Source organism: Arthrobacter sp. zg-Y895 (assembly GCF_020731025.1).
In the GTDB taxonomy this organism is placed as follows: domain Bacteria; phylum Actinomycetota; class Actinomycetes; order Actinomycetales; family Micrococcaceae; genus Arthrobacter_B.
In genome coordinates this window covers 81322-104382 of record NZ_JAJFZY010000006.1, presented here as the reverse complement: position 1 = coordinate 104382, position 23061 = coordinate 81322, and the positions used below count along the sequence as shown (strand labels likewise).

The window sequence follows — 23061 nt, the reverse complement described above, 5'->3', positions numbered from 1 at the left end:
GCGGACCGGACTTCAACCGGCCGGACCTAGAACGGCGGTGGACCGGGGTCCGGGTACGGATCCGCCTGCAATACCGCGGCAGGAAAACCAGCAGGGACCGCAGCCGTCGGTGGATCGGACCGGGTTTGATAACGCCGGCCCAGGACGGACCGGAACTCGAACTCCCCCGGTGTGGGCTGATCCGCTTTCCAGAGAGCCTCGCTCTTGCGTTTGTGGTGTTTGCGGCACCACGACCCCAGGTTCCCATGATCTGTGGCTCCGCCTTCACACCAAGGCACCGTGTGGTCCGCTTCGCAGGAACCGGCCGACACCCCACAGCCCGGGAAGCGACAGGTTCGGTCCCGCACCCGGATCCAAGTCCGGAGATCTTTGGGTACCCGGTACCGTTTTCGGTCCAGTGCCAGGGCCGCACCGGAGACCGGGTCGGTCAGCAGCCGAAGGAACGAGCCTGCTCCCGCGGCAAGCTTCCGGGCGGTATCCGGATCGATGGGACCGTACCCTTCCAGATCTCCTGGCTGGCCGGAGAGCCCCAGGAAGGTAAGCACCGGAACAGTGACCAGCACCTGGGCTTGCAGCCCGGCCCCGTCGCTGCTGCTTCCGGTGAGAAGGTCGCAGAACAGGTCAGCCCGGAGTTGGGCGAGGTTCCGGTCCTGGTCCCCGCGCTGCCCGCTGGGAACCGGATCGTTCCCGGACTGCATGGACCGGGCGGCGTTTGTCAGCCGGCGGAAGATCCCCTCGGCCTGCTCGGCGGGAAGGTAGGCGTTGAGCCAGGACATACCGTCCTGGTCCGGAAAGAGGCGGATGCAACGGTCCGATTCTGCCCTCCGGCGCCGCACGCCGACGCTTTCGGGGTGCAGCACTTCCCGCAGGCGTCGGGCCTTGGCGGCGAGCCGGGCGGGTGGCAGATCACAGGCGGCTTCAAGCAGCTCCGCTTCAAGCCCTTCCGTGCACCCGGAAGGAACCCCGACGAGTCCATGCAGGATTTCGCGGGCCTGGGGATAACTGCACTCGCCGCGGCTCAACGCTCCCAGCGTCCGCCGAAAATCGCCGGACAGCGCATAGGACTCCTTCACCAACGCCAGCGCTGTCCGGCCGGAAACGTTAAGGGCACAGGCAACCTCAGTAGCCGCGACGTCATCTACATGCATGGGGCCGCGGCCGTATTGTTCCAAGGCCGGAGCTACCAGCTCCTTGACCCGCTCCACCACAAGGACTGTTTGGGCATCCGTCCAGGCCTTGAGCCGGGCAAGGTCCGTGAGGGCGTCCAGAGCAGCGGCCGGGTCCATGTCCGCCGCTGGATCCATCCGGACAACGCCGTGCACCCCCGTCCCCGGCGTGGACGGGCCTTCCACGGCAAACCCCAGCGGACCGCTGCCGCGGGCGCCGCCAACAAGGTCGATAGAGGATTCCGGAAGGCTTTCCATACCCCTAGACCATCACCCCGCACCGACATTTTGAGAGTGCTGAAGTGCCCTGTGAAGACCACCTACTCAGGTATTTCCCCGCGCAGACGAAGCTACGGGATCAGCACCAGGCGGATCGGGTTGCCTTCCTTCGCGTCGAGCGCCTTGACCGCCTGCTCGGCGTCGGCCAGCGGGATGCGCGCGCTGACGGACTTGGCGAAATCGAGCCGGCCCAGCCGGGCCAGGGACACCAGCTGCGGCACGTGGTGCGCGTCCGAGCCGTAATGGCCGCGGATCTGCTTGCGTGCGTAGGAGAAACCGGTGCTGTCATTGATGGTCATCGGCTTGCCGGACAGACCCACGAGCACGAGGCGTCCGCTCCGGCCCAGGCAGTTGATAGCCTGCGTCCGGACGGCGTCAACACCGGCGAAGTCCAGGGCGACGTCGAGCCCCTGGCCGGCAGTGGCGGCCTTCATCGCCTCCGAGAAGTCCTCCGCCATCGGATCAAGCGCCAGATCGGCACCGAATTCCAGGGCACGCTCGCGGGCCTCGGGGATGGGATCAACGGCAATGATGGGCGCGGCACCAATCAGGCGCAGCAGCTGGACGCCGTGGGCACCGAGCCCGCCGATGCCCCAAACGCCCACTGCTTCACCGGCGCGCACTTCAGCAGTGGAGGCAATGGCAGCCCAAGGAGTGGACACGGCGTCGGGAATGATGGAGGCCTGGTCGAAGGGGATGTCATCCCCCAGCGGCACCAGCACACCGGCGGGAACCACGAGGTACTCGGCCCAGCCGCCGTCGAAATCAACACCCATGGTCAGCGTGACGCCGTTGTATTCGTACCCGGCCTGCACCACCACCCGGTCTCCGGGAGCAACGGAGGTGACACCTGCACCGGGAAGGTCCACAGTGCCGGCCACTTCGTGGCCGAGGGTGACCTCGTTGCCCTCGAGGAACTGCGGACGCAGCATGCCCTGGATCAGGTGGACGTCGGACAGGCACACGCCCGCAGCTCCGACCTTGATACGGACAAAGCCCGGACCGGGATCGGGAATCGGAACTTCCTTCATGGCGAACGTGCCGGTCTCAACGTTGAGCCGTCCTGCAATCATGGTGCCGTTAGACATGGAAAACCTCTTCTGAACTCAGAACTGCGGAGGCAGATGCGGCCGCAGTTCTCATTATCTGCCAGTGCCGCCGCGGCGCAAAAAGGCGGCAACCGGAACCGGCTGCCGCCCTCCTGCCCGCAGAAGAAAAGTTCAGGCCTGCAGGATCACCTTAAGCGCGTTCGTTTCGGCGGCCCGGGAGAAGGTGTCGTACGCCGTGAGGATGTCGGCCAGCGAGTAGCGGTGGCTGATGAACTCCTCGGCCGGCAGCTTCCCCTCGGCAATCAACTTCAGGAGCATGGACAGGGTATTCGTGTTGACCAGGCCCATGCTGATGTTGATGTTCTCGATCCACAGCCGGTCCAGTTCCAGGCTCACGGGCGTCCCGTGCACCCCCACGTTGGCCACGTTGCCGCCAGGCCGCACGATACTGGTGCACATCTCGAACGTGGCAGGGATGCCCACGGCCTCCACGGCGACGTCCACGCCCCAGCCATCCGTCAGGTCCATGATCTGTTCCCGCCAGTTCTTATCCCCGGAGTTCACTCCGTGGGTGGCACCGAATTTTCGGGCCTGCTCCACCCGGTTGGCGTCCAGGTCCACGGCGATGATTTTCGCGGCACCGTACAGTCCCGAGGTCGCAATCACGGCCAGCCCCACGGGTCCTGCGCCGATCACTGCGACGACGTCGCCCGGCTGGACCTGCCCGTACTGCACACCCATTTCAAACCCGGTGGGAAAGATGTCACTGAGCAGGACACCATGCTCCTGGGAGACGTTTTCCGGCAGCCGGTACATGGACGTGTCCGCGTAGGGCACACGGACGTACTCGGCCTGCGTCCCGTCGATCAGGTGTCCGAAAATCCAGCCGATGCCGGACTGCCCTTCCTCTCCGGTGCAGTGCGAATAGAGCCCGTCCTTGCAGAAACTGCAGGAGCCGTCCGCCGAGACGCAGGACAGGATCACTTTGTCGCCGGTCTTGAAGGCATTCACGCCGGACCCGGTCTCCGTAACGGTGCCAACCCCCTCATGCCCAAGGATCCGGCCCGGTGTAACGGCGGGAACGTCGCCTTTGAGGATATGCAGGTCGGTGCCGCAGATGGTGGTGGTATCTATCTTGACGATGGCATCCCGCGGGTCTTGGATCTGAGGGTCCGGAACGTCCTTCCAGGACTTCTGGCCGGGGCCTTCGTAAACGAGTGCTTTCATAGTGTCCTCGCCTGCTCATCCGACTTACGTGCAGGACCTCTGATGCGCCTGCGTTTCGGGAGCTTCCCTGAGCGGGCCTGTTTCGGGGCCGCCGTCGGATGCTTTCAAGCCTAGGTCCCGCCCGTGGCTGTCCGGAAGAAGCGGCGGGCTATCGGCCCTCCACATAGAGCCATTGGCCTCGTTCACGAACAAAACTGCTTGTTTCCTGCTGTGTACCGCGTTGACCGTCCTCGCGGTAGTGGGCACGGAATTCAACCGTTCCGGTGTTGTCCAGGGGGCCGCCGCCGGAGGTGGAAAGGATATCCAGCCGCCGCCATTCGATCCCTGCGTCCAGCTCGAGGTTGGCGGGGCGGTGGTCCGGATGCCACGTGGCCAGCAGGTAGGGGACGTTGCCGGTGGCGAAGGCGCTGTACCGCGAGCGCATCAGCGCCTCTGCGGTGGGGGCGGTGGCGGCTCCGGAGTGGAAGCGCCCGCAGCAGTTCCCGTAGGTTTCCCCGCTGAGGCAGGGGCACCGGCTTTCATCGGTGACAGCGGTGGACGGGACGGGTGTAGAGGTACTCATCGCTCCAGTATCCCGCGACTGGTCCGGTTACGGCCCGAAGCTGTCCTGCAGCCGCTCCAGGTTCTGCCCGATCTCCCCTGGAATGACGCCTCCATCCGGCAGCGCCCCCACGCGCCCGAGCATCAGGACCACCGCTGCCGTCAGCACGGCCATCACCAGGACGGCAAGCAGGGCTCGTCCGGCGAAGGACTGCCGCGGTTCGGCGAGCACCTGTACACGCGGCGTCGGCTCGGACAACGGCCCTGCGGCTACCGTCCCTACGGTGGGCGGGACACTCGGCGGAGACGTGATCTGCCCGGACAGGGCAGGCAGCTCCATGGGCGGGGGAACCGAAGGCAGGGGCGCCGAGGGATGCCGGCCCAGGGACTCGCCGCCATCGGTCCCGTCCGCTTCCCTTGGGGCAACGACGACTTCCCTTGGGGCAACGACGGCGCCGGCTCCCCCGGCGGCGTTGTTGTCTTTCACGGAGGCAACATCCGCCTGAGTTGCCGGTCCGCTCCACGGGTCCCAGTCCGGTGCGGCGGGAGCCCGGTCAGCGGGAGCCCGGTCAGCGGGAACCGGCGGCACCGCTGGTCCGCCCGGGCCCGAGGCCAGCTGCGGCACCCGTCCCGGCTGCACCGTCCCTTCCGCCCAGCGGTAGTCCAACAGGGTCGCGGAGACTTCAGCCGCCGTCGGCCTCAGGTCCGGGTCCCGGCTGGTCATGGCGGAAAGCAGGCCGCGCCAATGGCTTTCCAGCGACTCTGGAACCGCGGGGTCGCGGCTCAGGCGGGCGACCGCCGCCTCGATAGCGCTGCCGTTAAACTCCACCCTTCCCGTGACGGCTTCAAGCAGCACCAGGCCAAGGGAGTAAATATCGCTTGCCGGTTCTGCCCCCAGTCCGGACGCCTGTTCCGGGCTGAGGTAGTTGGCGGTGCCGAGGGTGGCACCCGCAGCAGTGATCCGGGCGCCGCCCAGAATCCGGGCGATACCGAAATCCGTCAGCTTGGCCCGCGGCGATGTCCCCGCGACAGCCGGCGGCAGCAGGATGTTTGCCGGCTTAACGTCACGGTGAACCACACCCCTGTCATGGATATAGGCCAGGGCTCCCGCCAGCTCGGCCCCGATGAAGGGGACATCCGCAGACAGGACGGCCCCCTCGCGCAGGCGCTTGCGCAGGTCCGGCCCGTCCACCAGCTCCATGACCAGATAGGTCCGAGGCTCCCCCGCTTTGCCGTTCCCTTCGCCGGGATCGGCGTCGTCCTTGCCCGCATCGAACAGGGTGACCAGGCCCGGATGCGAAAGTGAAGCGAGGAGGCGCATCTCGTTTTCCTGCCGCCCGATGTCGTCCGGAGCCACGGCACTGGCGCGGAAGAGCTTCACCGCAATGTCGCGGCCGAGCGCTTCATCCTGGCCTCGATAGACGGTGGCCATGCCCCCGCGTCCAATTGGTTCGATGACTCGGTATCGGCCTGCGATGAGCCTGTCGAGGCCACCCGTTGCGCTGGTTTCCATCCTGCAACCTTCTCTCGCCGCTAATAGCGTAGCTGAGCAGAATCGCTGCGTAGATGACCCGTAAGCACTTTTCTTTTACTCTGTTTTACCCCTCGTGGAAGCCCGCCTGCTGCGCTAAACTAGCCCGCCGCGAAAGGTCCGCGGCGGGCCGGTCTGCTGGAGCTCGTCCGGATGTTTCCGTACCGCTACAGCGCCTTGGCGATGTTGTCCCACAGCTGCTGGATACCCAGCGCAATGAACAGCAGCGCCGTGAAACCAAGGGCGAGGTTGGTATGGAGCTTGTTGGCCCATTGCTTGGGAATGCGGCGGCCGTTGAGCAGGCCAAGCAGGGTCACCGCAAGGAAGGGCATAAACAGCGAACCCAGCACACCGTAGACCAGGATCAGGCCGATGGGTTGTCCAAGCTGGAACAGGATCATCGGCGGGAAGGTCAGCCAGAGGACGTAGAAGCGGAAGTACTTTCCGCCGATACGGGTGTCGGGATGGCCGGATTCCTTGCCGCGGATGTTCCCCCAGAAATCGGCGAACATCAGCGAGACCCCGTTCCACACCCCGATAATCGAGGAGAAGGACGCGGCCCAGAACCCGATCAGGAACCCGGTGCCGACCACGTCTCCGTACTCCACCTTCAGCACGTCGTACAGATCCAGCAGGCCGGCGTCGCCGCTGGAAAGGGACACTCCTGCGGAACGGACCACTTCTGCGCCGACAATGAGCATCGCCACCACGAAAATGCCTGTCATCACGTAAGCCATGGAATTGTCGATGCGCATGACCCGCATCCATTTGGGGGTGTACCAGCCCTTTTCCCGCAGCCAATACCCGTACGCCGCCAAGGTGATGGTTCCACCCACACCGCCGGCGAGTGCCAGTGTGTAGAACACTCCGCCCTCGGGGATCATCGGAACCAGTCCGGCGAACATCGCCGGAATATTCGGCACGGCAATCACGGCCAGACCCACCACCGTGACGAACATCAGCCCCACCAGCACTGCGGTGATTTTCTCGAAGGTCGCGTATCGGCCGAACCAGACCATGACGAAACCGGCCAGTCCCATCAGGACTGCCCACGCAGTCAGCGGGAGGGCGGGAAAAACGGCGGCCAGCGGCAACGCGGCGGAGGACATGGCGGTGGCTCCATAGATGAAGCCCCAGATCATGATGTACGGGCCGAAGTACCAGGTGGTCCATTTACCCAGTGACCGCCAGCCCTCGAAGATGGTCAGGCCGGTTGCAAGGGTGAAACGCCCGGCACCCTCCACCAGGATGATTTTCAGGACGACGCCGAGGATCACCGCCCAGAGCAACGCGTACCCGTAGCGGGACCCGGCAACGAGGGTGGCCACCATATCGGCGGCGCCGACGCCGGTAGCCGCCACCACAAGCCCGGGACCGACCACCTTCCATTTGGCGGGTGCGCCGCCGTCGTCGTCCACTGCATCGGAGTGGTTTACGGGCCTCTTGGGAGGGGTGTCAGCAGACATGGCTGGTTCCTAACCTTGGGTGCGCGTGTGGCCGGAGCTTATCCTATGGTGCACGTCACTCCGAGCCCGGTTATCTTCGCATCCGGGCAGGGGCACACGGAATTCGGCGAGTCATCCTGCGTTAGATTGCTCACGTGCCCTCGGCCGCCCGCGGGGGCGGCAATGGACGGCCAGCGAAAGAATCCGGCGGGCAAAACAAAAGCAGGACGGGAATTAATCCCGTCCTGCTCCTGATTCAAGCCGGCCCGTGAAACGGACCTAATGTCTTATTAGACAGCCTGGATGTTAACCGCCTGCGGACCCTTGGGGCCCTGCTCGGTGTCGAAAGTGACCTTCTGGTTCTCTTCGAGAGACCGGTAGCCACTGGAGTTGATAGCGGAGTAGTGGGCGAAAACATCGGCGCTGCCGTCATCGGGCTCGATGAATCCGAAGCCCTTTTCAGCGTTGAACCATTTCACGGTACCTGTTGCCATTTTTAATCATCCTTCTGAACGAAACCTGCCCCGACCTTCGGGGAGTTTCACGTTGCCGTGCCTTCCATGCAAAATACAGAAAAAGCGGCTGGCCCTAGATCTGGGTTTCGCCGCTTGAACGTACAAATTGCACAACACTGCAACAACAAAAGTATACCGCGCACCCCGTGGAGAGTCACCCCTCCGCAAGCCCCTAGGCTTGAAGTATGGACTCCCCGATCGAGAACTACCTACGCAGGATCCACGCCGAGATAGCCGGATTGAAAGACGGCACCCCGTACCGCGGCATTCCGGCCATGGCCAATGTGGACCCGGATTGCTTCGGGATTGCTCTCGCCACCGCTGACGGCTTTGTCTATGAGGTTGGGGATACCCGCGAGGAGTTCAGCATCCAGTCCATCTCCAAGCCCTTCACCTACGCCCTGGCCCTCGCAGACCTGGGCATGGATGCGGTGGACGAGAAGGTGGACGTGGAACCGTCCGGGGACTCCTTCAACGAAATCTCCCTGGCCGAAGGTACCGGCCGCCCGGCCAACGCGATGATCAATGCCGGCGCCCTGACCGCCACCTCCCTGGTCAAAGGATCCGGCGGCAGGTCCCGGTTCAAGCGCATCCTGGATACCTATTCGGCCTTCGCCGGCCGTGACCTCGACGTGAGCCAGCGGATTTACGCCTCCGAGCTGAGGTCCGGCCACCGCAACACCGCGCTGGCCTATCTGCTGCGTTCCTTCGGAATCATCGAGTCCGATCCCGCCCCGATTATCAAGGACTACTTCCGGCAGTGCTCGGTCATGGTCAATACCCGCGACCTGGCCCTGATGGCCGCCACCCTGGCCAACAGCGGCCGCCATCCCCTCTCCGGAGAAGAAGTCCTGGACCTGGCCTCGGTGGAACGCGTCCTTTCGGTGATGACCACCTGCGGCATGTACGACGACGCGGGATCCTGGATCAGCAGCGTAGGCATGCCCGCAAAGTCCGGGGTGGCCGGCGGTATCCTTGCCGTCCTCCCCGGTCAGGTGGGCCTGGCCGTCTTTTCCCCTCCCCTGGACGCCCACGGCAACAGCGTGCGCGGGGTGGCGGTCAGCCAGCGGCTCTCCCACGACCTGGGCCTCCACTTTGTCCGGGCTGCACGGACCGGCCGCTCCGCCATCCGCGCCATCTATGACATCACCTCCACCCCCTCCGGCATCCGGCGCACGGACGAGGCCGCGGAGATCCTGGCCCAGCACGGCCATCGGGTACAGGTCATCGAGCTCAACGGCGACCTCCTCTTCGCCGGGGCCGAGTCCATGGTCCGGGCCCTCACCGAGCTGCCCGACGACGTCGAACTCGTCATTGCCGACCTGCGCAGCGTGGATGAAGTGTCCGACGTCGCTATCCGGCTGATTGCCGAGGCGGAAGACATGCTCCGCCGTGCCGGGCGGGAACTGGCCCTGGTGGATGTCGAGGGTTCGGTTACGACCGCGCTGCAGGAACTGGACCGGAAGACGGCATCCTTCACCATGCGTTCCGCCGCCATCGAGTGGTGCGAAAACAGGCTGCTGGAGGGCTACGGCACCGAGCTTGTCCTGCCGGACCGCATCGACCCCGCCGACTCCCCGGCGCTCAGCCCGCTGGACCCCGAAGAAGCGCAGCTGCTGCAGCAAATGATGGAGGACCGGGCGTACGACGACGGCGACGTGGTCCGGCGCGTGGGCCAGCGCTTCGGGGGTGTCTTCTTCATCGTTTCCGGGCACATCACCACGTCCATGCCCGGTCCGGACGGCAGCAGGGTCAAACTCGCCACGCTGGGTCCGGGCATGACCTTCGGTGAAATGGCGATGGGTGAGGATAAACGCCAGGAAACCACCGTCAAGGCGGCGGGACCGGTGAAGGTCAAGGTGCTGACTGCCGACTCGATTGACGAGCTGGCTGAAAAGGATCCGGTGCTGAGCATGAACCTGTGGAAGGCCCTGACCCAGGACGCGTACAGCCGGGTTGAACAGTACCTGCGCGAGGCAGCCGTCCGGATTCACGACTGAGGGCGCTGCGGCGGACCGCTCCAGCTCTAGTTGCTCCGGCGGCTCCCGCTCCGGCGCCTCCCGGTCCGGCGCCCGTTCCCGCTCCTGCGCCTCCCGCTCAGGCGCCCGCTCCCGCTCCGGAGCCCGGAACGGCGGCAACGAAATTCCTTGCTCGCAGAGCTCGCAGGAATATTAAAGCCGCCTAACCCGGGCGCCTGCACGGGTGGGCTTGTCGGAACCTTCGCTGCCGGCAACCTCCCGCAGTCTTGGACGGAAACGTGCCGGACGGCACCCAAACGCTACTGAACCCCACACACGTTGGTTAGGAAGGCTTCTTCCGCGCCCGGATTCCCTACGCTTTGTCCGGATCCCTGCAATTTGTGGCAATCCCTGCTCCGCGCAGCGCGGGAATCCGGACAAACTGCAGGGAAACGCCCAAACTGCAGGGAATCGCCGCCGCGGGGTTGGCAGACATCGGCAGACCGTAGGCACGGCCCCGGCGCCTGCACGGGAGCTGCGGGGTCCTTCGAACCCCGGCCCGGCCCGGTGCCTTTTCCGGTTTGTCCGATTCCCTCCACTTTGGGAAAATCCCCATGGTTTGGGAAAATCCCCACACTACGCAGTGCAGTAATTGACACAAACCGTAGGTTTTTTCCCAACCCGCAGGGGAAATCCGCCTCCGACGAGCTGCAGGGCGGCAGCCTGGCCCGGCAGACAACGGCAGACCGTAGACACGGCAGCAGCGCCTGGACCACGAACCGGTCCGGCATGGACCGTTGCCCGCGACAGACCCGTCCCGAGCACGCCGGTTAAACACAAGAGCAGGACGGGAGATCCCGTCCTGCTCTATGTAGTATCGGCGCTAAGCGGCCGTTACAAAGTCTCTAAGAATATTAGAGGGCCTGGATGTTCGAGGCCTGCGGGCCCTTGGGGCCCTGCTCGGTGTCGAAGCTAACCTTCTGGTTCTCGTCCAGCGACTTGTAGCCGTTGGAGTTGATCGCGGAGTAGTGAGCGAAGACGTCGGCGCTGCCGTCGTCGGGCTCAATGAAGCCGAAGCCCTTTTCGGAGTTGAACCATTTCACGGTACCTGTAGCCATTTTTTTAATTCCTTCTGCATTCGAAACACATCCCGACTTTCGGGCGGTTTCAGTCGCGGTGTTCCTTTACCGCTTCTACAGAAAAAGCAGCTAGACCAATTGGGTTTCGCCACTTGAAATACAAAATGCGCAACACAACAACTGCGTTTCAGCCTACACGAGGTTTGCCCGGACGCCTAATCCACTCCCCCGCACCCCCCGATTACCTGATCAGGCCCTTGCTGCGGGCCTCAGCGATCCAGGCTGGATACTCGTCGAGCATGGCGTCGAACAGGGCTACGTCGGAAAGCTGGTCGGTGTCCCCCACCGCCTTGTAGTCGGCGTTGTCCATGAACCGTTCTTCGAGGTCATCGAGTTTCTGCAGGAAAGCCATCTCCTCGCGGCCGATGGACAGGAACTTCCAGAAGATCGGCGTTGTACTGACCTCGGTCAGCGCCTTGACTGCCGCCGCCTTGCTGTCAGGAGCGCCGTCCGTCAGGAAGAGGGCGTAGACGGGCTGGTCGGCGGGCACTGTGCCTGCTGCCGGCTCCACCTTCTTCGGGCCGCCGAACAGCCCCTTCCGCGTAGGCGTCTTCAGAGCCGGCGGAAACCCGAAGTGGTCACGGACGGCAAGGAAGGCCGCTGCGTAGTTAGTGGTACCCATCCGCCGCTTACCGATCAGGCGGGAGACGCCGTCGCTGAAATCGTCGAGGCTGATTTCACCCAGGTGAGCCGCACCGCTGTCGAAGACGAAGAAGTCGATGGCGCCGTCGTCGTCGAACTGGGTGGCTAAGGCCAGGACCTTCTCCGCCAGCCGCTGCATGGCACCGGACTTGTACTGCGAGTGCATGGAGCCGGAAAAGTCCAGGACAAGCGCGACTTTGGCGGTCTGACCGTTCAGGCCGGACATGTCCACGGCAGCTGAGGCGTTCTTCGCGAGGCTGAGGAGGGAAGGAGCCTTCTCGGCAACCTTGTCGAGTGAAAGGGGCATCGTGGTCCTTTAGGTGAGTGTGGCGCCCGTCTCGGGGCAGGTACGCAGAAGCCTACCCGGACACGGAACACCTACTCCGGGAGCACCAGTTCCCGTGGAATCCGGGATTGGTTAGGGACCCGGGTCAGCAGCAGCGGATCAATGCGCTCGCCCCGGCGCAGGATGCTGACCTCGCCCGTAGGTTCCAGAATCGCCACGGCCACTTCGGTCAGGTTCCGAATGCCGGACTGCCTCAGCTTGAAGAACAGCTCCTCCTCCAGGATGTGCGCCTTACGCAATCCCTCCTGCACCACCTCGCTTCCGGCCATCAGGAGGATCGGCCGGCTGGTGAGGTAGGCTCCATGCCGGCTCCGGCGAAGGTAGCCCTCCACCCGCAGCATCCCGAACATCGTGGCCAATCCGATGACGCCGGCCGCAAGGGTCGGCGTGTAGCCGAGGACCACCCGGCCAAGCACAGCGCCCAGGGCAATAACGATGGCGCGGTCCAGCGTGGACCAGCTGGCCAGTGCGCGCTGCCCAAAGCCGCGGACCAGCAGGGAGAAGGCTGCGTAAATGCCGAGGGCACTCACGACAACCCAAAGAGCTTCGGACGGGGTGATGCCGAGGTTGTGCCACACGGTGCATCTCCTTGGTTACCGGGCTGGACCTGCCGGGACTACCAAAGATGTTAATGGCGGACGCGTGCCGGCGGGGAGCTCAGGCGAAAACGGAGGCTCCTGTGTGGGCTGCTGCCATTTCCCGCTGGGTCGGCGTCAGGCGCTGCAGCGTACCCGTGGCGCCGTCGACAAAGGCCAGCGTGGTTTCCGCCCGGACACAGGCCTGCCCAGTCACCGGGTCATGGATCACGTACGAGAGTGTCAGGCTGGCGCCCTTTACCGCGCTGATCCAGACGTCGACGTCGGCCGGAATGTTCCGGTAGGTCAGTTCCGCTACGTACCGGACCCGGTGTTCCACGACGAGGGACTGGGTGCCGGGCGGAACATCGCTGAACAGCGGAACGGCGGGATTGTCCCCCGGCCCTCCCGTTCCGCCGGGAGGGCCGAAGGCATGCACGCGTGCTTCCTCGAGCATCCGGACGATCTCAACATTGTTGATATGCCCGTAGGCATCCATGTCCCCCCAGCGCATGCCGACGGAACAGGAGATGACGTGGAGGTTAGAACTCATCCTTCATATCTAGCACAGCAGCTCCGGGCCGCTGTGGATGAGGCATGGTTCAGGCGCGGACCGGCAGCGCCGCGTCCGCGAGCAGCTGGAAGGAGCGGAGCCGCGATTCCAGCGTGGCGGTCTGAGTGGCAACGATCAGTTCATCGGCCTGCGCATGTCCCGTGAACCAGTCGAGGTAGTCCCGGACTTCCTCGGGGTTGCCGACGGCCGAGTAGCGGCCCATCTGCTTGACCTGCTGTCCGCCCGGCGACTGAAGGATGGCATCCGCCTCTTCATCGGTGAAGGTGCGGTCCCGGCCGAAGAGCTGGGTCACCCGGCGGCGCTGCGAATCGGCGAACATCTGCTGGGCCTCTTCGGTGGTCTCGGCGGCCACCACGTTCACGCCGGCAATCACGTACGGCTCGGCCAGCTGGGCCGAGGGCTTGAAGTCGCGGCGGTAGATGGTCACTGCGTCCTGCAGTGCCTGCGGGGCGAAGTGCGAGGCAAAGGAGTACGGCAGTCCCAGCGCGGCCGCCAGCTTGGCGCCGAAGAGGGAGGAGCCGAGGATGTACAGCGGCACGTTGGTGCCGGCTCCCGGCGTCGCGTTGATGCCCGGAATGAGGGTGTTGCCGCTCAGGTATCCCTGCAGTTCCTGGACATCCTGCGGGAAGCTGTCCGAGGACATGTGGTCCCGGCGCAGCGCGTGCAGCGTCTTCTGGTCCGTGCCGGGAGCCCGGCCGAGGCCGAGGTCAATCCGGCCCGGGAACAGCGTTTCCAGGGTGCCGAACTGCTCCGCAATGGTCAGCGGGGCGTGGTTGGGCAGCATAACGCCGCCGGCGCCGAGCCGAATGCTCCGGGTGTGCGCGGCGATGTAGCCGATCAGCACGCTGGTGGCCGAGGAGGCAATGGTGGGCATGTTGTGGTGCTCTGCGTACCAGATGCGGGTGTAACCCAGCTTTTCCGCTTCCTGGGCCAGCGCCAGCGAAGACGCAAAGGAATCACGTGCGGTCTCGCCCTCATCGATGATGGCGAGATCGAGAATTGAGAGCGGAACACTCATAGGGGGACTTGCCTTTCAGTTGCTTGCGCGCCGGGCCTTTTTGTCCGGGCACGCTAGTTGCAACGGCGACGGCGCCCGGGTTATTTCATCACCGGGTGCACAGCCAGCGGCTAGTTTGGATGGTGTGAGCATCCATATCGGAACATCGGGCTGGGCCTACAACCACTGGCGCAACGTGCTGTACCCCAAGGGCGTGCCGGCCCGGGTATGGCTGGAAAAGTATGCGAGTGAATTCGACACCGTCGAGTTTAACGGCAGCTTTTACCGCTGGCCCCGCGAGGAGGCGTTCGCCGCCTACCAGGACCGGCTGCAGGAAGGGTACGTCTTTTCGGTCAAGGCTCCCCGGGGACTCACCCACGGGCGGAAGCTGCGGGATCCGGATGAGTGGATCGGCCGGATCGAGCGCTGTTTCGCCGCGCTGGGAGACCGCAGCGGTGTGTTCCTTCTTCAGCTTTCCCCGGATATGGAGCGCGACGACGACCGCCTGGACTACATCCTGGCGAAACTCCCCGACAACATCAGGGTGGCGGTGGAGTTCCGGCACGACAGCTGGAATGACGAAGAGGTCTTCCAGCTGCTGGAATGCCACGGCGCCGCCTACACCGTAATGAGCGGCGCGCACCTGCCGTGCACCCTGCGCGCCACCGCCCCGTTTGTGTACGTCCGGTTGCACGGACCGAACCCTGAGCAGCTCTACGTCGATTCCTACACCGAGGAAGACCTGCAGTGGTGGGCGGCCCGGATCCGCGAGTGGGACGCCGCGGGCAAGGACGTTTATGCCTACTTCAACAACGACCTCGGTGGGCATGCGGTCCGGAACGCCTGGCGGCTGCGGGAACTTACATCTATGTGATTCCTGACATACTTGGACGCCGTACTCCTCACACGCACCTAGTGAACGGCAACTAAGCAATGACAGATCAGACGTACAAAGTGATCGCCATGACGATCTATATGCTCGCCATGCTGGCGATCGGCTGGTGGGCCTACCGCAAGACCAACAGCCTGGACGACTACATGCTCGCGGGACGGGACTTGAAGCCCGGCGTCGCCGCCCTCAGCGCAGGCGCCTCCGACATGTCCGGCTGGCTGCTGATGGGCCTGCCGGGCGCCATCTATGTTTCGGGATTGGTGGAAGGCTGGATTGCCGTCGGCCTGACCGTCGGGGCCTGGCTGAACTGGAAGTTCGTGGCACCCCGCCTCCGCGCCTACACGATGGTCGCGAACAATTCGATCACGGTGCCCAGTTTCCTGGAGAACCGGCTTCGGGACCGGTCACGGCTTCTACGGGTGGTGTCGGGCCTGATCATCCTGGTCTTCTTCACCTTCTACGTCTCCTCCGGCATGGTCGCCGGCGGCGTCTTCTTCGAAAGCTCCTTCGGCTCAAGCTATGTGACCGGCATGCTGATCGTCGCCGTCGTCACCATTGCCTACACGCTCTTCGGCGGATTCCTCGCGGCCAGCTACACCGACGTGGTGCAGGGCCTGATGATGGTGGCCGCCCTGGTGCTGGTTCCCGTGGTCGGCCTGGTTAATGTGGGCGGTTTCGGCGGCATGACCGATTCCCTCCGCGAGGTGAATCCGGACATGCTGGACCCGATTGCCGGCGGCACAGCGCTGGGCATCATTTCCGCACTCGCCTGGGGGCTGGGCTACTTCGGCCAGCCGCACATCATTGTCCGCTTCATGGCGCTGCGCTCCCCCGCCGATGCGAAAGCCGGCCGCCGGATCGGCGTCGGCTGGATGCTGTTCAGCGTGGTCGGCGCCATCCTCACGGCGCTGGTAGGCGTGGCGTACTTCCAGCAGAACAACCTGACCCTCGACGAACCCGAAGCGGTTTTCCTGAGCCTGGCGCAGATCTTCTTCCACCCGCTGGTGGCCGGCTTTGTCCTGGCCGCCGTGCTGGCCGCGATCATGAGCACCATTTCCTCCCAGCTGATCGTGACGTCGTCGGCGCTGGTCGAAGACCTGTACCGGATTGCGCTTCGCCGCGAGGCCTCCCCTCGGTCCCTGATGATGCTCGGCCGGCTTGGCGTCCTGGTGGTCTCCGTGATCTCCATCCTGATTGCGCTGGGCCGCAATGACACCATTCTTGACCTGGTGGGCTTCGCCTGGGCCGGATTCGGCGCTTCCTTCGGACCGACCATCCTGCTGGCGCTGTTCTGGCGGCGGCTGAGTACTGCGGGCTCGCTGACGGGCATGATTGCCGGCGCCCTCACGGCCTACATCTGGGGCAGCGTGGATGCGCTCTCGGGAACCCTGTACGAGATTGTTCCCGGCTTCATCATCAACGTGGCCCTCACCGTGGTGGTCAGCCTGCTGACCCACAAACCCTCGCCGGAGGTTGACGCCGAATTCAACGACGCCGTCCGGCTCGCGAAGGAACCGGCACAGGAACCCGAGCCGTCAGCAGTCAGCTAGGAACCCCGGACCTGTAAGGCCCGTGCGCCTTACGGGTCCGTCAGATTCCCAGTGACTTCAGAGTGCCCTGCAGGGTCTCGGCCGAGGCCATGAGCTTCCCGGTCTCGGCCTCGTCCAGCGGCATTTCGAGCATCTTGTAGACCCCGTTGTGGCCCACGATGGAGGGGAGGGACAGTGCAACACCGCTGATCCCGTACTCCCCGTCCAGCGTGGCCGCAACGGGCAGGACTGCGTTTTCGGCATTCAGCACCGCCTCGATAATTCGCACTCCGGCCAGTCCGATCGCGTAGTTCGTTGCTCCCTTGCCCTCGATCACCTTGTAGGCGGCGTTGACGACGTCGTCCGTGGCGGCGGCAAGGAACTCATCGGTGAAAACCTGCCGCCCGCTGATTTCCCATTCCCGGATGGGCACCGGGCCGATGGTCGCGTTGGACCAGACAGGGAACTCGCTGTCGCCGTGTTCACCGATGATGGTGGCGTGCACGCTGGTCATCAGTACGTGCGCTTCGCGGGCCAGCAGCAGTCGCAGCCGAGAGGTGTCCAGGACCGTTCCGGAGGAAAACATCCGGTTGCGCGGCAGGCCGGCGATTTTCTGTGCGGCAACGGCGAGGACGTCGGCCGGGTTGGTGACCATGATGTAGACGGCGTCCGGCGCCTGTTCCATCAGCTGCGGCATCAGCTTCTCCAGGATCCGCACGTTGGCGCCGGCCAGGTCCAGCCGGCTCTGGCCCGGCTGCTGGCGTGCTCCGGCGGTGATGGCTATAACGTCCGCCCCGGCCAGGTCCTCGATATTGCCTCCGCCGGTGACCGTGTTGGCGCCGGTGAACTGGGTGCCGTGGGCCAGGTCCAGACCTTCGGCCTCGGCCCGGACGGCGTCGATGTCGTAGATCGCAATCTGGCGGGCAGTGTCCCGGATGATCGCTGCGTATGCCATGGACGTGCCGACACTTCCGGCTCCCACGATTCCAAGTTTTGTGACGGGTCGGGTGGTGATATTGGCCATCTTGAAGCCTCGCTCACAGTAGGAAGGAACCCCTCTTGAACTATAGGCTCGGGGCTCACCCGAACGGAACGGGCGGGACTCCCCTCCCCCTGAGCAGGGGGTAAGCCGGTCTCACCGCCCGGCTGCATACCCCTGCGCTCCCCGCGGATTCGCTGCTGCCTGCAGGAGGCCCGAATCCGGCTCCCGGACCACAGAGGACAACCGCCCCAGTGCCCAGTCCCCGGCCCGGGTCACCACATGGCCCCGGGATTCCAGCTCGGCAATCACGTCCTCCCCCAGCCGGTCTTCGACCACCGCGCCGCCGGGTGTCCAGGTGCGCGGCCAGAAAGAACCGGGAATGGACGTGGTGTGCAGGGCGGGGGCGTCAATGGCCTGCTGCGGGGTGTACCCGCCGACGATCGTGCGCAGCAGGTACAGCAGCTGCCACTGATCCTGCTGGTCCCCGCCGGGCGAACCCAGGGCAACCACCGGTTTGCCGTCCTTCAGCACCAGCGTGGGGGTCAGAGTGGTGCGCGGCCGTTTCCCCGGCACCAAAGTGGACGGCGCGCCCTCTTCCAGCCAGGTCATCTGCAGCCGCGAGCCCAGGCAGAAACCGAGTTCCGGGATGGTCGGGGAGGACTGCAGCCAGCCTCCCGACGGGGTGGCGGAAACCATGTTCCCCCACCGGTCCGCGACATCGATGTGGCAGGTATCCCCGCGGGTCTCGCCGGTGGGCATCACTGTCGGTTCGCCGACGCCGGCAAAACCGGCGCTGCCCGCTCCCGCCAGGGCCGGCGGCAGGTACTCCGTGCGCAGCGGCGGCACGAAGGGCGTGTGTCCCGGCACCGTACCGGAGCGGAATTCAGCGGAGGCGGTGTCGGTGATCAGGGCGCGGCGGCCGGCCGCGTATTCCTCGCTGAGCAGGTAGTCCAGGGGCACCTGAGCGTCACCGTAGTATGCCTCGCGGTCCGCGATGGCCAGCTTCTGGGCTTCCAGGATGGTGTGTGCGCCCAGCGCCGTGGACGGGTCCAGACGGTCGTCGTCGAAGCCGGCGAGGATGGCCAGGGTCTGCAGCAATGCAGGCCCCTGCCCCCAGGCTCCGGTCTTGGCAATGGTGTAGCCGCGGAAATCGAACGTGACAGCAGGTTCAAAACCCGCTTCGAAGGCCGCGAAGTCTGCGGCGGTAATAACGCCGGCATGGTCCGTCCCCGAGGAGTGGCGGTGCGGTACGGCCGCGAAATCCGCCGCTGCCTGCGCCACGAAACCCTCGCGCCATTCACGCCGGGCGGCGTCTATCCGGTCTTCCCGGCTTCCGGCGCCGGAACCGGCGTCGACCAGCCGGTCCAGCACACTGGCATAGGCCTCGTTGCGGATGATGTCGCCCTCACGCGGAACGCGCCCCTCCGGCATCCACTGGGCCGCCGAGCTGGGCCAGTGGTCGGTGAACAGCTCCGCCACGGATTCGATGGTGGCTCCGACCCGGGCCAGGACGGGATGACCGTTGCGGGCGTAGTCCACGGCGAAGGCCAGAACGTCTGTCAGTTCCCAGCTGCCGTGCTCCCGCAGCAGCAACAGCCACGCGTCGACGGCGGCGGGGACGGCTGCGGCGAGGGCACCGGCGCCGGGCACCAGTTCCAGGCCTTCGGCGAGGTAGTGCTCCCGGGTGGCTGCGGCGGGCGCCGGTCCCTGGCCCATCAGCACCACCGGTTCGCCGGGGTTCTCCGCCGTCGCGAAAACACCGGTCATGTCCCCGCCCGGACCGTTCAGGTGCGGTTCCACAACGTGCAGCACAAAGCCGCCGGCTACTGCGGCGTCGAAGGCGTTTCCTCCGCGCTCCAGGACGGCCTGGGCTGACGCCGTAGCCAACCAGTGCGTAGACGCACTCATCCCGAAGGTGCCCTGCAGGGTGGGCCGGGTGGTGAAGGAATCCGGGGCGGTGTAGGTCATGGGGCATCTTTCGGGAGACAACAGAGTTAGGCGAATCCTTGCATCACGCGATTTTGAATACAATCGGACCTTCCGCCACGTTCGTATACGGACGGCTGCCTAAGGAGACATTCCGCCAGTGAAGCGACTGAACGCCGTACCGACCGAACGGGTGCATTTATGGCTGATGCTGGCCCTGACTTTCTCCACCGGGGTAGTGGACGCCGTCGGTTATCTGGGCCTTGACCGGGTCTTCACCGGAAATATGACAGGCAACGTGGTGTTGCTGGGCATGGCCTTCGCCGGCGGTGCCGACCTGCCGATCCTGCGTCCGGTCCTGGCGCTTCTCTTCTTTATGCTGGGCGCCGCCCTTGCCGGCCGGATGCTGCGCAAGGGCCCGGAGGGCTGGTCCGGACGGACCACGCTGTCACTGATGGTGGTCGCCGGTGTCATTACCGCACTGGCCGTCCTCACGGCGGTGGTGGATGTGCAGGCCAGTTCCCTTTTGGGCAGCATCACGACGTCAGCTCTCGCCATAGCCATGGGCATCCAGGCCGCGACCGCCAAGCGGTTGAAGGTCGCGGAAATAACCACAGTGGTGGTGACCTCAACCATTACGGGGCTTGCCTCGGACTCGCGTCTGGCCGGCGGGGACAGCAAGCACTGGGTCCGCCGTGCCCTCGCGATTGCCCTGATTATGCTTGGAGCCGTAGCCGGCGCTGCTGCCCTGAATGTCGGGCTCTGGCTGGGATTGACTATCTCAGCCGTCATCTCGATTGCTGTGGCCGTGACCGGTTACGTCCGCCACCACCGCGAACGCAGTGGCGCAGGAGTCTCGGCAGGCTGAGCCGGGACCCCCGAAGGTCATTTCCTCTCCGGTTCAGGGCCTGCGGATGCCTTCCGGGGGTTACCAGCCGGGAACCCGGCCTTAGGCTTGAAGGAACGCTTGATCCAGCGCTTCCCCGGTTTGACCGGTGTTCCGGTTCGGCAGGGAAGCTCCATCCGTTGAGCCCGCTTCCGGCTCGACGCGGAGGCCCCTATGGACAGCTTTACTCCCAGCACAGATCCCGTCCTCAACAGCGTTGCCCTGTCCGCCCTCGTGGCGCTGCTTCCACTGCTGACCTTTTTCTTCCTGCTGGCCTTCGCCAAGACGCGGGCGTACGTGGCCGGAGCGTGGGCTCTGCTGGTGGCCCTCGCCGTCGGCGTCTTCGGTTTCGGCATGCCTATTGGACTCGCTCTGCTCTCCGCCACGCAGGGGGCGGCTTTCGGCTTGTTCCCGGTGGTCTGGATCATCGTGATGGCCGTCTGGCTGTACCAGGTGACGGTGCTCAGCGGCCGGTTCGAGGACCTGAGAAGGGTCTTCGACGCGATCGGCGGCGGAGACCTGAGGGTGCAGGCCATTCTGGTGGCGTTCTGCTTCGGCGGCCTGCTGGAGGCGCTGGCCGGATTCGGCGCACCGGTCGCCATCACGGTGACCATGCTGCTGGCTCTGGGCATCGCCCCGATCCGCGCGGCAACCGCCGTGCTGGTGGCCAACACCGCCCCGGTGGCGTTCGGTGCCCTGGCCATCCCCATCACCACCGCCGCCAACCTCACCGGCTACACCGGAGATGAAATCGGTGCCGTGGTGGGCCGGCAGACACCGGTGCTGGCCCTGTTTGTACCGCTGATCCTGCTGTTCATCCTGGACGGACGCCGCGGCCTGCGGGACTGCTGGCCCATAGCCCTGTTCACCGGCGTCGTTTTCTCCATCTTCCAGTTCCTCTGCTCAAACTATTTCTCCTACGAACTGACCGACATTGTGGCCTCCCTCGTGGCGCTGCTGGCCGCCGTGGGGTTCCTGCGCTTCTGGCATCCGCGCAACGGAGGCGAAGCCGGCCAGCGGATGAAAGCGGAACTGGCCGAAGCGCGGGCGGGCGGCTGGACGCCGGCCGGCACCGGCACGGCATCGGACGTGCTGACCGCGGCGGATGACACCGCCGAGGACCGGCTCACCCCGTCCCGGGCGTGGATGGCGCTGTTCCCGTATGTGGCGGTCATTGTCATTTTCGGTTTTGTGAACCTGTGGACACTGGGCATCGATGTGCCCGAAACACTGGCGAAGACCAACATCGAGATCCCCTGGCCTCTGCTGCACGAAGCCCTGCTGGACAGCAACGGCCAGACCCAGTCCTCCACCGTCTACAACTTCGACTGGCTGATCAGCCCCGGTACCTTGCTGCTGATCACCGGTCTGATTGTTGCCCTGGTCTACTCCCGCTTCAATGAAAACGGCCGGTATCCGCTGAGCATGGGCGCGGCGGTTCGGGAAATCTGGACGACGGCGGTGCGGATGCGTTCCGCCGCGCTGACCATCCTTGGTGTGCTGGCCCTGGCGTACGTGATGAACTTTTCCGGACAGACGGTATCAATCGGTACGTGGCTCGCTGCGACCGGCAGCTTCTTTGCTTTCCTCTCCCCCGTGCTCGGCTGGATCGGCACGGCAGTGACCGGTTCGGATACCTCCGCGAACGCGCTCTTTGCCAAGCTGCAGCAGACAGCCGGTATTGAAGCCGGCCTGGATCCGCAGCTGATGGTCGCCGCCAACACCGGCGGCGGTGTCATGGGCAAGCTGATCAGCCCGCAGAACCTGGCCATCGGCGCGGCCGCGGTCAATATGAGCGGGCAGGAATCGGTGCTGCTTCGCAAGGTGATCGGCTGGAGCGTGCTGCTGCTGCTCGCCCTGTGCATTCTGGTCTATCTGCAGTCCACCCCCGTCCTGGAGTGGATGCTGCCGTAGCTCCGGGGTCCTTCGAGGAACCGGACGGTTCCTAGCTCCGGAGCGGAACCATGGACACCGGTTTCCGCGGTCGCTAGGGTAACGCGCATGACTCCGGACTCCGCTGAAACGCCTTCCGCCCCCGCGCAACTACTCACAGATTTTTCGCTGGAGATGACCGGCAAGGACATTGGCGCGCTCCGGGAAGCGCAGCCTTCCATTCCCTCGGGGACGCGGATCAACGTCACGTTCCTGGGTAATGAGGACCTGCCGATGCGCGTCGCCGCTGCTGCGGCCGTCCGGGCAGGCGGGTTCGTTCCCGTTCCGCACATTTCTGCGCGGCGGCTGGAATCCCGGGAAGACCTCGGCAAGTTCCTGGTGGCGCTCGAGGAAGCGGACGCAACGCGTGAGCTTTTTGTGGTCGGCGGAGACCCGGTTTCTCCGCTGGGCCCCTTTCCGGACGCATTGTCCGTGATCCGCAGCGGACTGCTGCCCGGGCACGGTGTCCGGGCCGTGAGCATCAGCGGCTATCCCGAAGGTCATCCGGACATTGATACCGACACCCTCTGGACCGCTTTGGAAGACAAGATCCAGGCGCTGGACCAGAGCGGTTTGGAGGCTTCGATCACCACCCAGTTCGGCTTCGACGTGGCTCCTGTCCTTGGCTGGCTTGAGGAACTCCGCAGCCGCGGCGTGAGTGCACCGGTCCGGATCGGAGTCCCCGGACCCGCCGGTGTGAAGCGCCTCCTCGGTTACGCCCGCCGGTTCGGGGTTGCCTCGTCGGCTGGGATCGCCCATAAGTATGGGTTTTCCCTGACCAATCTGCTGGGCACGGCAGGCCCGGACCGGTTCATCCACGACCTGGCCGAGGCTCTGTCACCCGCAATCCACGGCGATGTCCGGCTGCATTTCTACACCTTCGGCGGGATCAAGACCACGGCGGATTGGGTACACGCGTACCGCAGCTGAA

The 23061-nt window shown here is 65.0% G+C and carries 20 protein-coding genes; 6 read left to right on the top strand and 14 right to left on the bottom strand.

The annotated features are described in order from the left end of the window. Positions 1-26: 26 nt before the first annotated feature. From LJ760_RS12515 to LJ760_RS12485, 7 genes are all read right to left on the bottom strand, one after another. On the bottom strand, positions 27-1424 hold the full coding sequence (locus LJ760_RS12515) for an HNH endonuclease signature motif containing protein (protein ID WP_227923512.1): 1398 nt from the start codon (positions 1422-1424) through the stop codon (positions 27-29). A gap of 92 nt (positions 1425-1516) precedes the next feature. Further along, complete coding sequence (locus tag LJ760_RS12510; protein WP_227923511.1) at positions 1517-2533, bottom strand: zinc-binding dehydrogenase; 1017 nt, start codon at positions 2531-2533, stop codon at positions 1517-1519. Between the two features lie 132 nt (positions 2534-2665). Further along, entirely contained in the window at positions 2666-3721 is a 1056-nt protein-coding gene (locus LJ760_RS12505; RefSeq protein ID WP_227923509.1) for a zinc-dependent alcohol dehydrogenase family protein, read from the bottom strand. Between the two features lie 148 nt (positions 3722-3869). Then, positions 3870-4283: a YchJ family protein gene (locus LJ760_RS12500; protein WP_227923507.1), complete on the bottom strand. Its 414-nt coding sequence runs from the start codon at positions 4281-4283 to the stop codon at positions 3870-3872. A 27-nt stretch (positions 4284-4310) separates the two neighbouring features. Continuing rightward, positions 4311-5774 (bottom strand): serine/threonine-protein kinase, encoded by a 1464-nt coding sequence (locus LJ760_RS12495; protein ID WP_227923505.1) that lies wholly within the window; start codon positions 5772-5774, stop codon positions 4311-4313. A gap of 185 nt (positions 5775-5959) precedes the next feature. Then, complete coding sequence (locus tag LJ760_RS12490) at positions 5960-7258, bottom strand: Nramp family divalent metal transporter (RefSeq protein WP_227923502.1); 1299 nt, start codon at positions 7256-7258, stop codon at positions 5960-5962. Positions 7259-7527: 269 nt separating this feature from the next. Beyond that, positions 7528-7731, bottom strand: coding sequence for a cold-shock protein (locus LJ760_RS12485; RefSeq protein WP_146362590.1), 204 nt, complete (start codon positions 7729-7731; stop codon positions 7528-7530). Between the two features lie 206 nt (positions 7732-7937). Between LJ760_RS12485 and glsA the strand changes: the two genes are divergently transcribed. Then, a complete protein-coding gene (glsA, locus tag LJ760_RS12480; protein WP_227923500.1) occupies positions 7938-9752 on the top strand; it encodes a glutaminase A in 1815 nt (604 codons plus the stop codon). 872 nt (positions 9753-10624) lie between these two features. Here glsA and LJ760_RS12475 read toward each other — a convergent pair. The 5 genes from LJ760_RS12475 to LJ760_RS12455 form a co-directional block, all read right to left on the bottom strand. Then, complete coding sequence (locus LJ760_RS12475) at positions 10625-10828, bottom strand: cold-shock protein (RefSeq protein WP_146362594.1); 204 nt, start codon at positions 10826-10828, stop codon at positions 10625-10627. Between the two features lie 202 nt (positions 10829-11030). After that, a complete protein-coding gene (locus LJ760_RS12470; protein ID WP_227923497.1) occupies positions 11031-11798 on the bottom strand; it encodes a VWA domain-containing protein in 768 nt (255 codons plus the stop codon). 71 nt (positions 11799-11869) lie between these two features. Then, a complete protein-coding gene (locus LJ760_RS17505) occupies positions 11870-12415 on the bottom strand; it encodes a DUF421 domain-containing protein (RefSeq protein ID WP_227923495.1) in 546 nt (181 codons plus the stop codon). Positions 12416-12494: 79 nt separating this feature from the next. Beyond that, positions 12495-12965 carry an acyl-CoA thioesterase gene (locus LJ760_RS12460; RefSeq protein ID WP_227923493.1) on the bottom strand — a complete coding sequence of 157 codons (471 nt, stop codon included), beginning with the start codon at positions 12963-12965 and terminating at the stop codon, positions 12495-12497. A gap of 49 nt (positions 12966-13014) precedes the next feature. Further along, positions 13015-14004, bottom strand: coding sequence for an LLM class flavin-dependent oxidoreductase (locus tag LJ760_RS12455; RefSeq protein ID WP_227923491.1), 990 nt, complete (start codon positions 14002-14004; stop codon positions 13015-13017). A 124-nt stretch (positions 14005-14128) separates the two neighbouring features. Between LJ760_RS12455 and LJ760_RS12450 the strand changes: the two genes are divergently transcribed. Further along, a complete protein-coding gene (locus tag LJ760_RS12450) occupies positions 14129-14857 on the top strand; it encodes a DUF72 domain-containing protein (RefSeq protein WP_227923488.1) in 729 nt (242 codons plus the stop codon). Positions 14858-14916: 59 nt separating this feature from the next. Beyond that, entirely contained in the window at positions 14917-16425 is a 1509-nt protein-coding gene (gene putP / locus LJ760_RS12445) for a sodium/proline symporter PutP (RefSeq protein WP_227923484.1), read from the top strand. A 40-nt stretch (positions 16426-16465) separates the two neighbouring features. On the opposite strand, the gene LJ760_RS12440 is transcribed toward putP, so the two are convergent. Further along, positions 16466-17428 carry an L-lactate dehydrogenase gene (locus LJ760_RS12440; protein WP_227923481.1) on the bottom strand — a complete coding sequence of 321 codons (963 nt, stop codon included), beginning with the start codon at positions 17426-17428 and terminating at the stop codon, positions 16466-16468. Between the two features lie 111 nt (positions 17429-17539). After that, positions 17540-19354, bottom strand: coding sequence for a gamma-glutamyltransferase family protein (locus tag LJ760_RS12435; RefSeq protein ID WP_227923478.1), 1815 nt, complete (start codon positions 19352-19354; stop codon positions 17540-17542). Between the two features lie 118 nt (positions 19355-19472). Between LJ760_RS12435 and LJ760_RS12430 the strand changes: the two genes are divergently transcribed. The 3 genes from LJ760_RS12430 to LJ760_RS12420 all read left to right on the top strand — a co-directional run bounded on the left by LJ760_RS12430 (position 19473) and on the right by LJ760_RS12420 (position 23060). Next, on the top strand, positions 19473-20180 hold the full coding sequence (locus LJ760_RS12430) for a YoaK family protein (RefSeq protein WP_227923476.1): 708 nt from the start codon (positions 19473-19475) through the stop codon (positions 20178-20180). A gap of 192 nt (positions 20181-20372) precedes the next feature. Further along, on the top strand, positions 20373-22112 hold the full coding sequence (locus tag LJ760_RS12425; protein ID WP_227923474.1) for an L-lactate permease: 1740 nt from the start codon (positions 20373-20375) through the stop codon (positions 22110-22112). An 87-nt stretch (positions 22113-22199) separates the two neighbouring features. Next, on the top strand, positions 22200-23060 hold the full coding sequence (locus LJ760_RS12420) for a methylenetetrahydrofolate reductase (protein ID WP_227923472.1): 861 nt from the start codon (positions 22200-22202) through the stop codon (positions 23058-23060). Position 23061 lies beyond the last annotated feature (1 nt).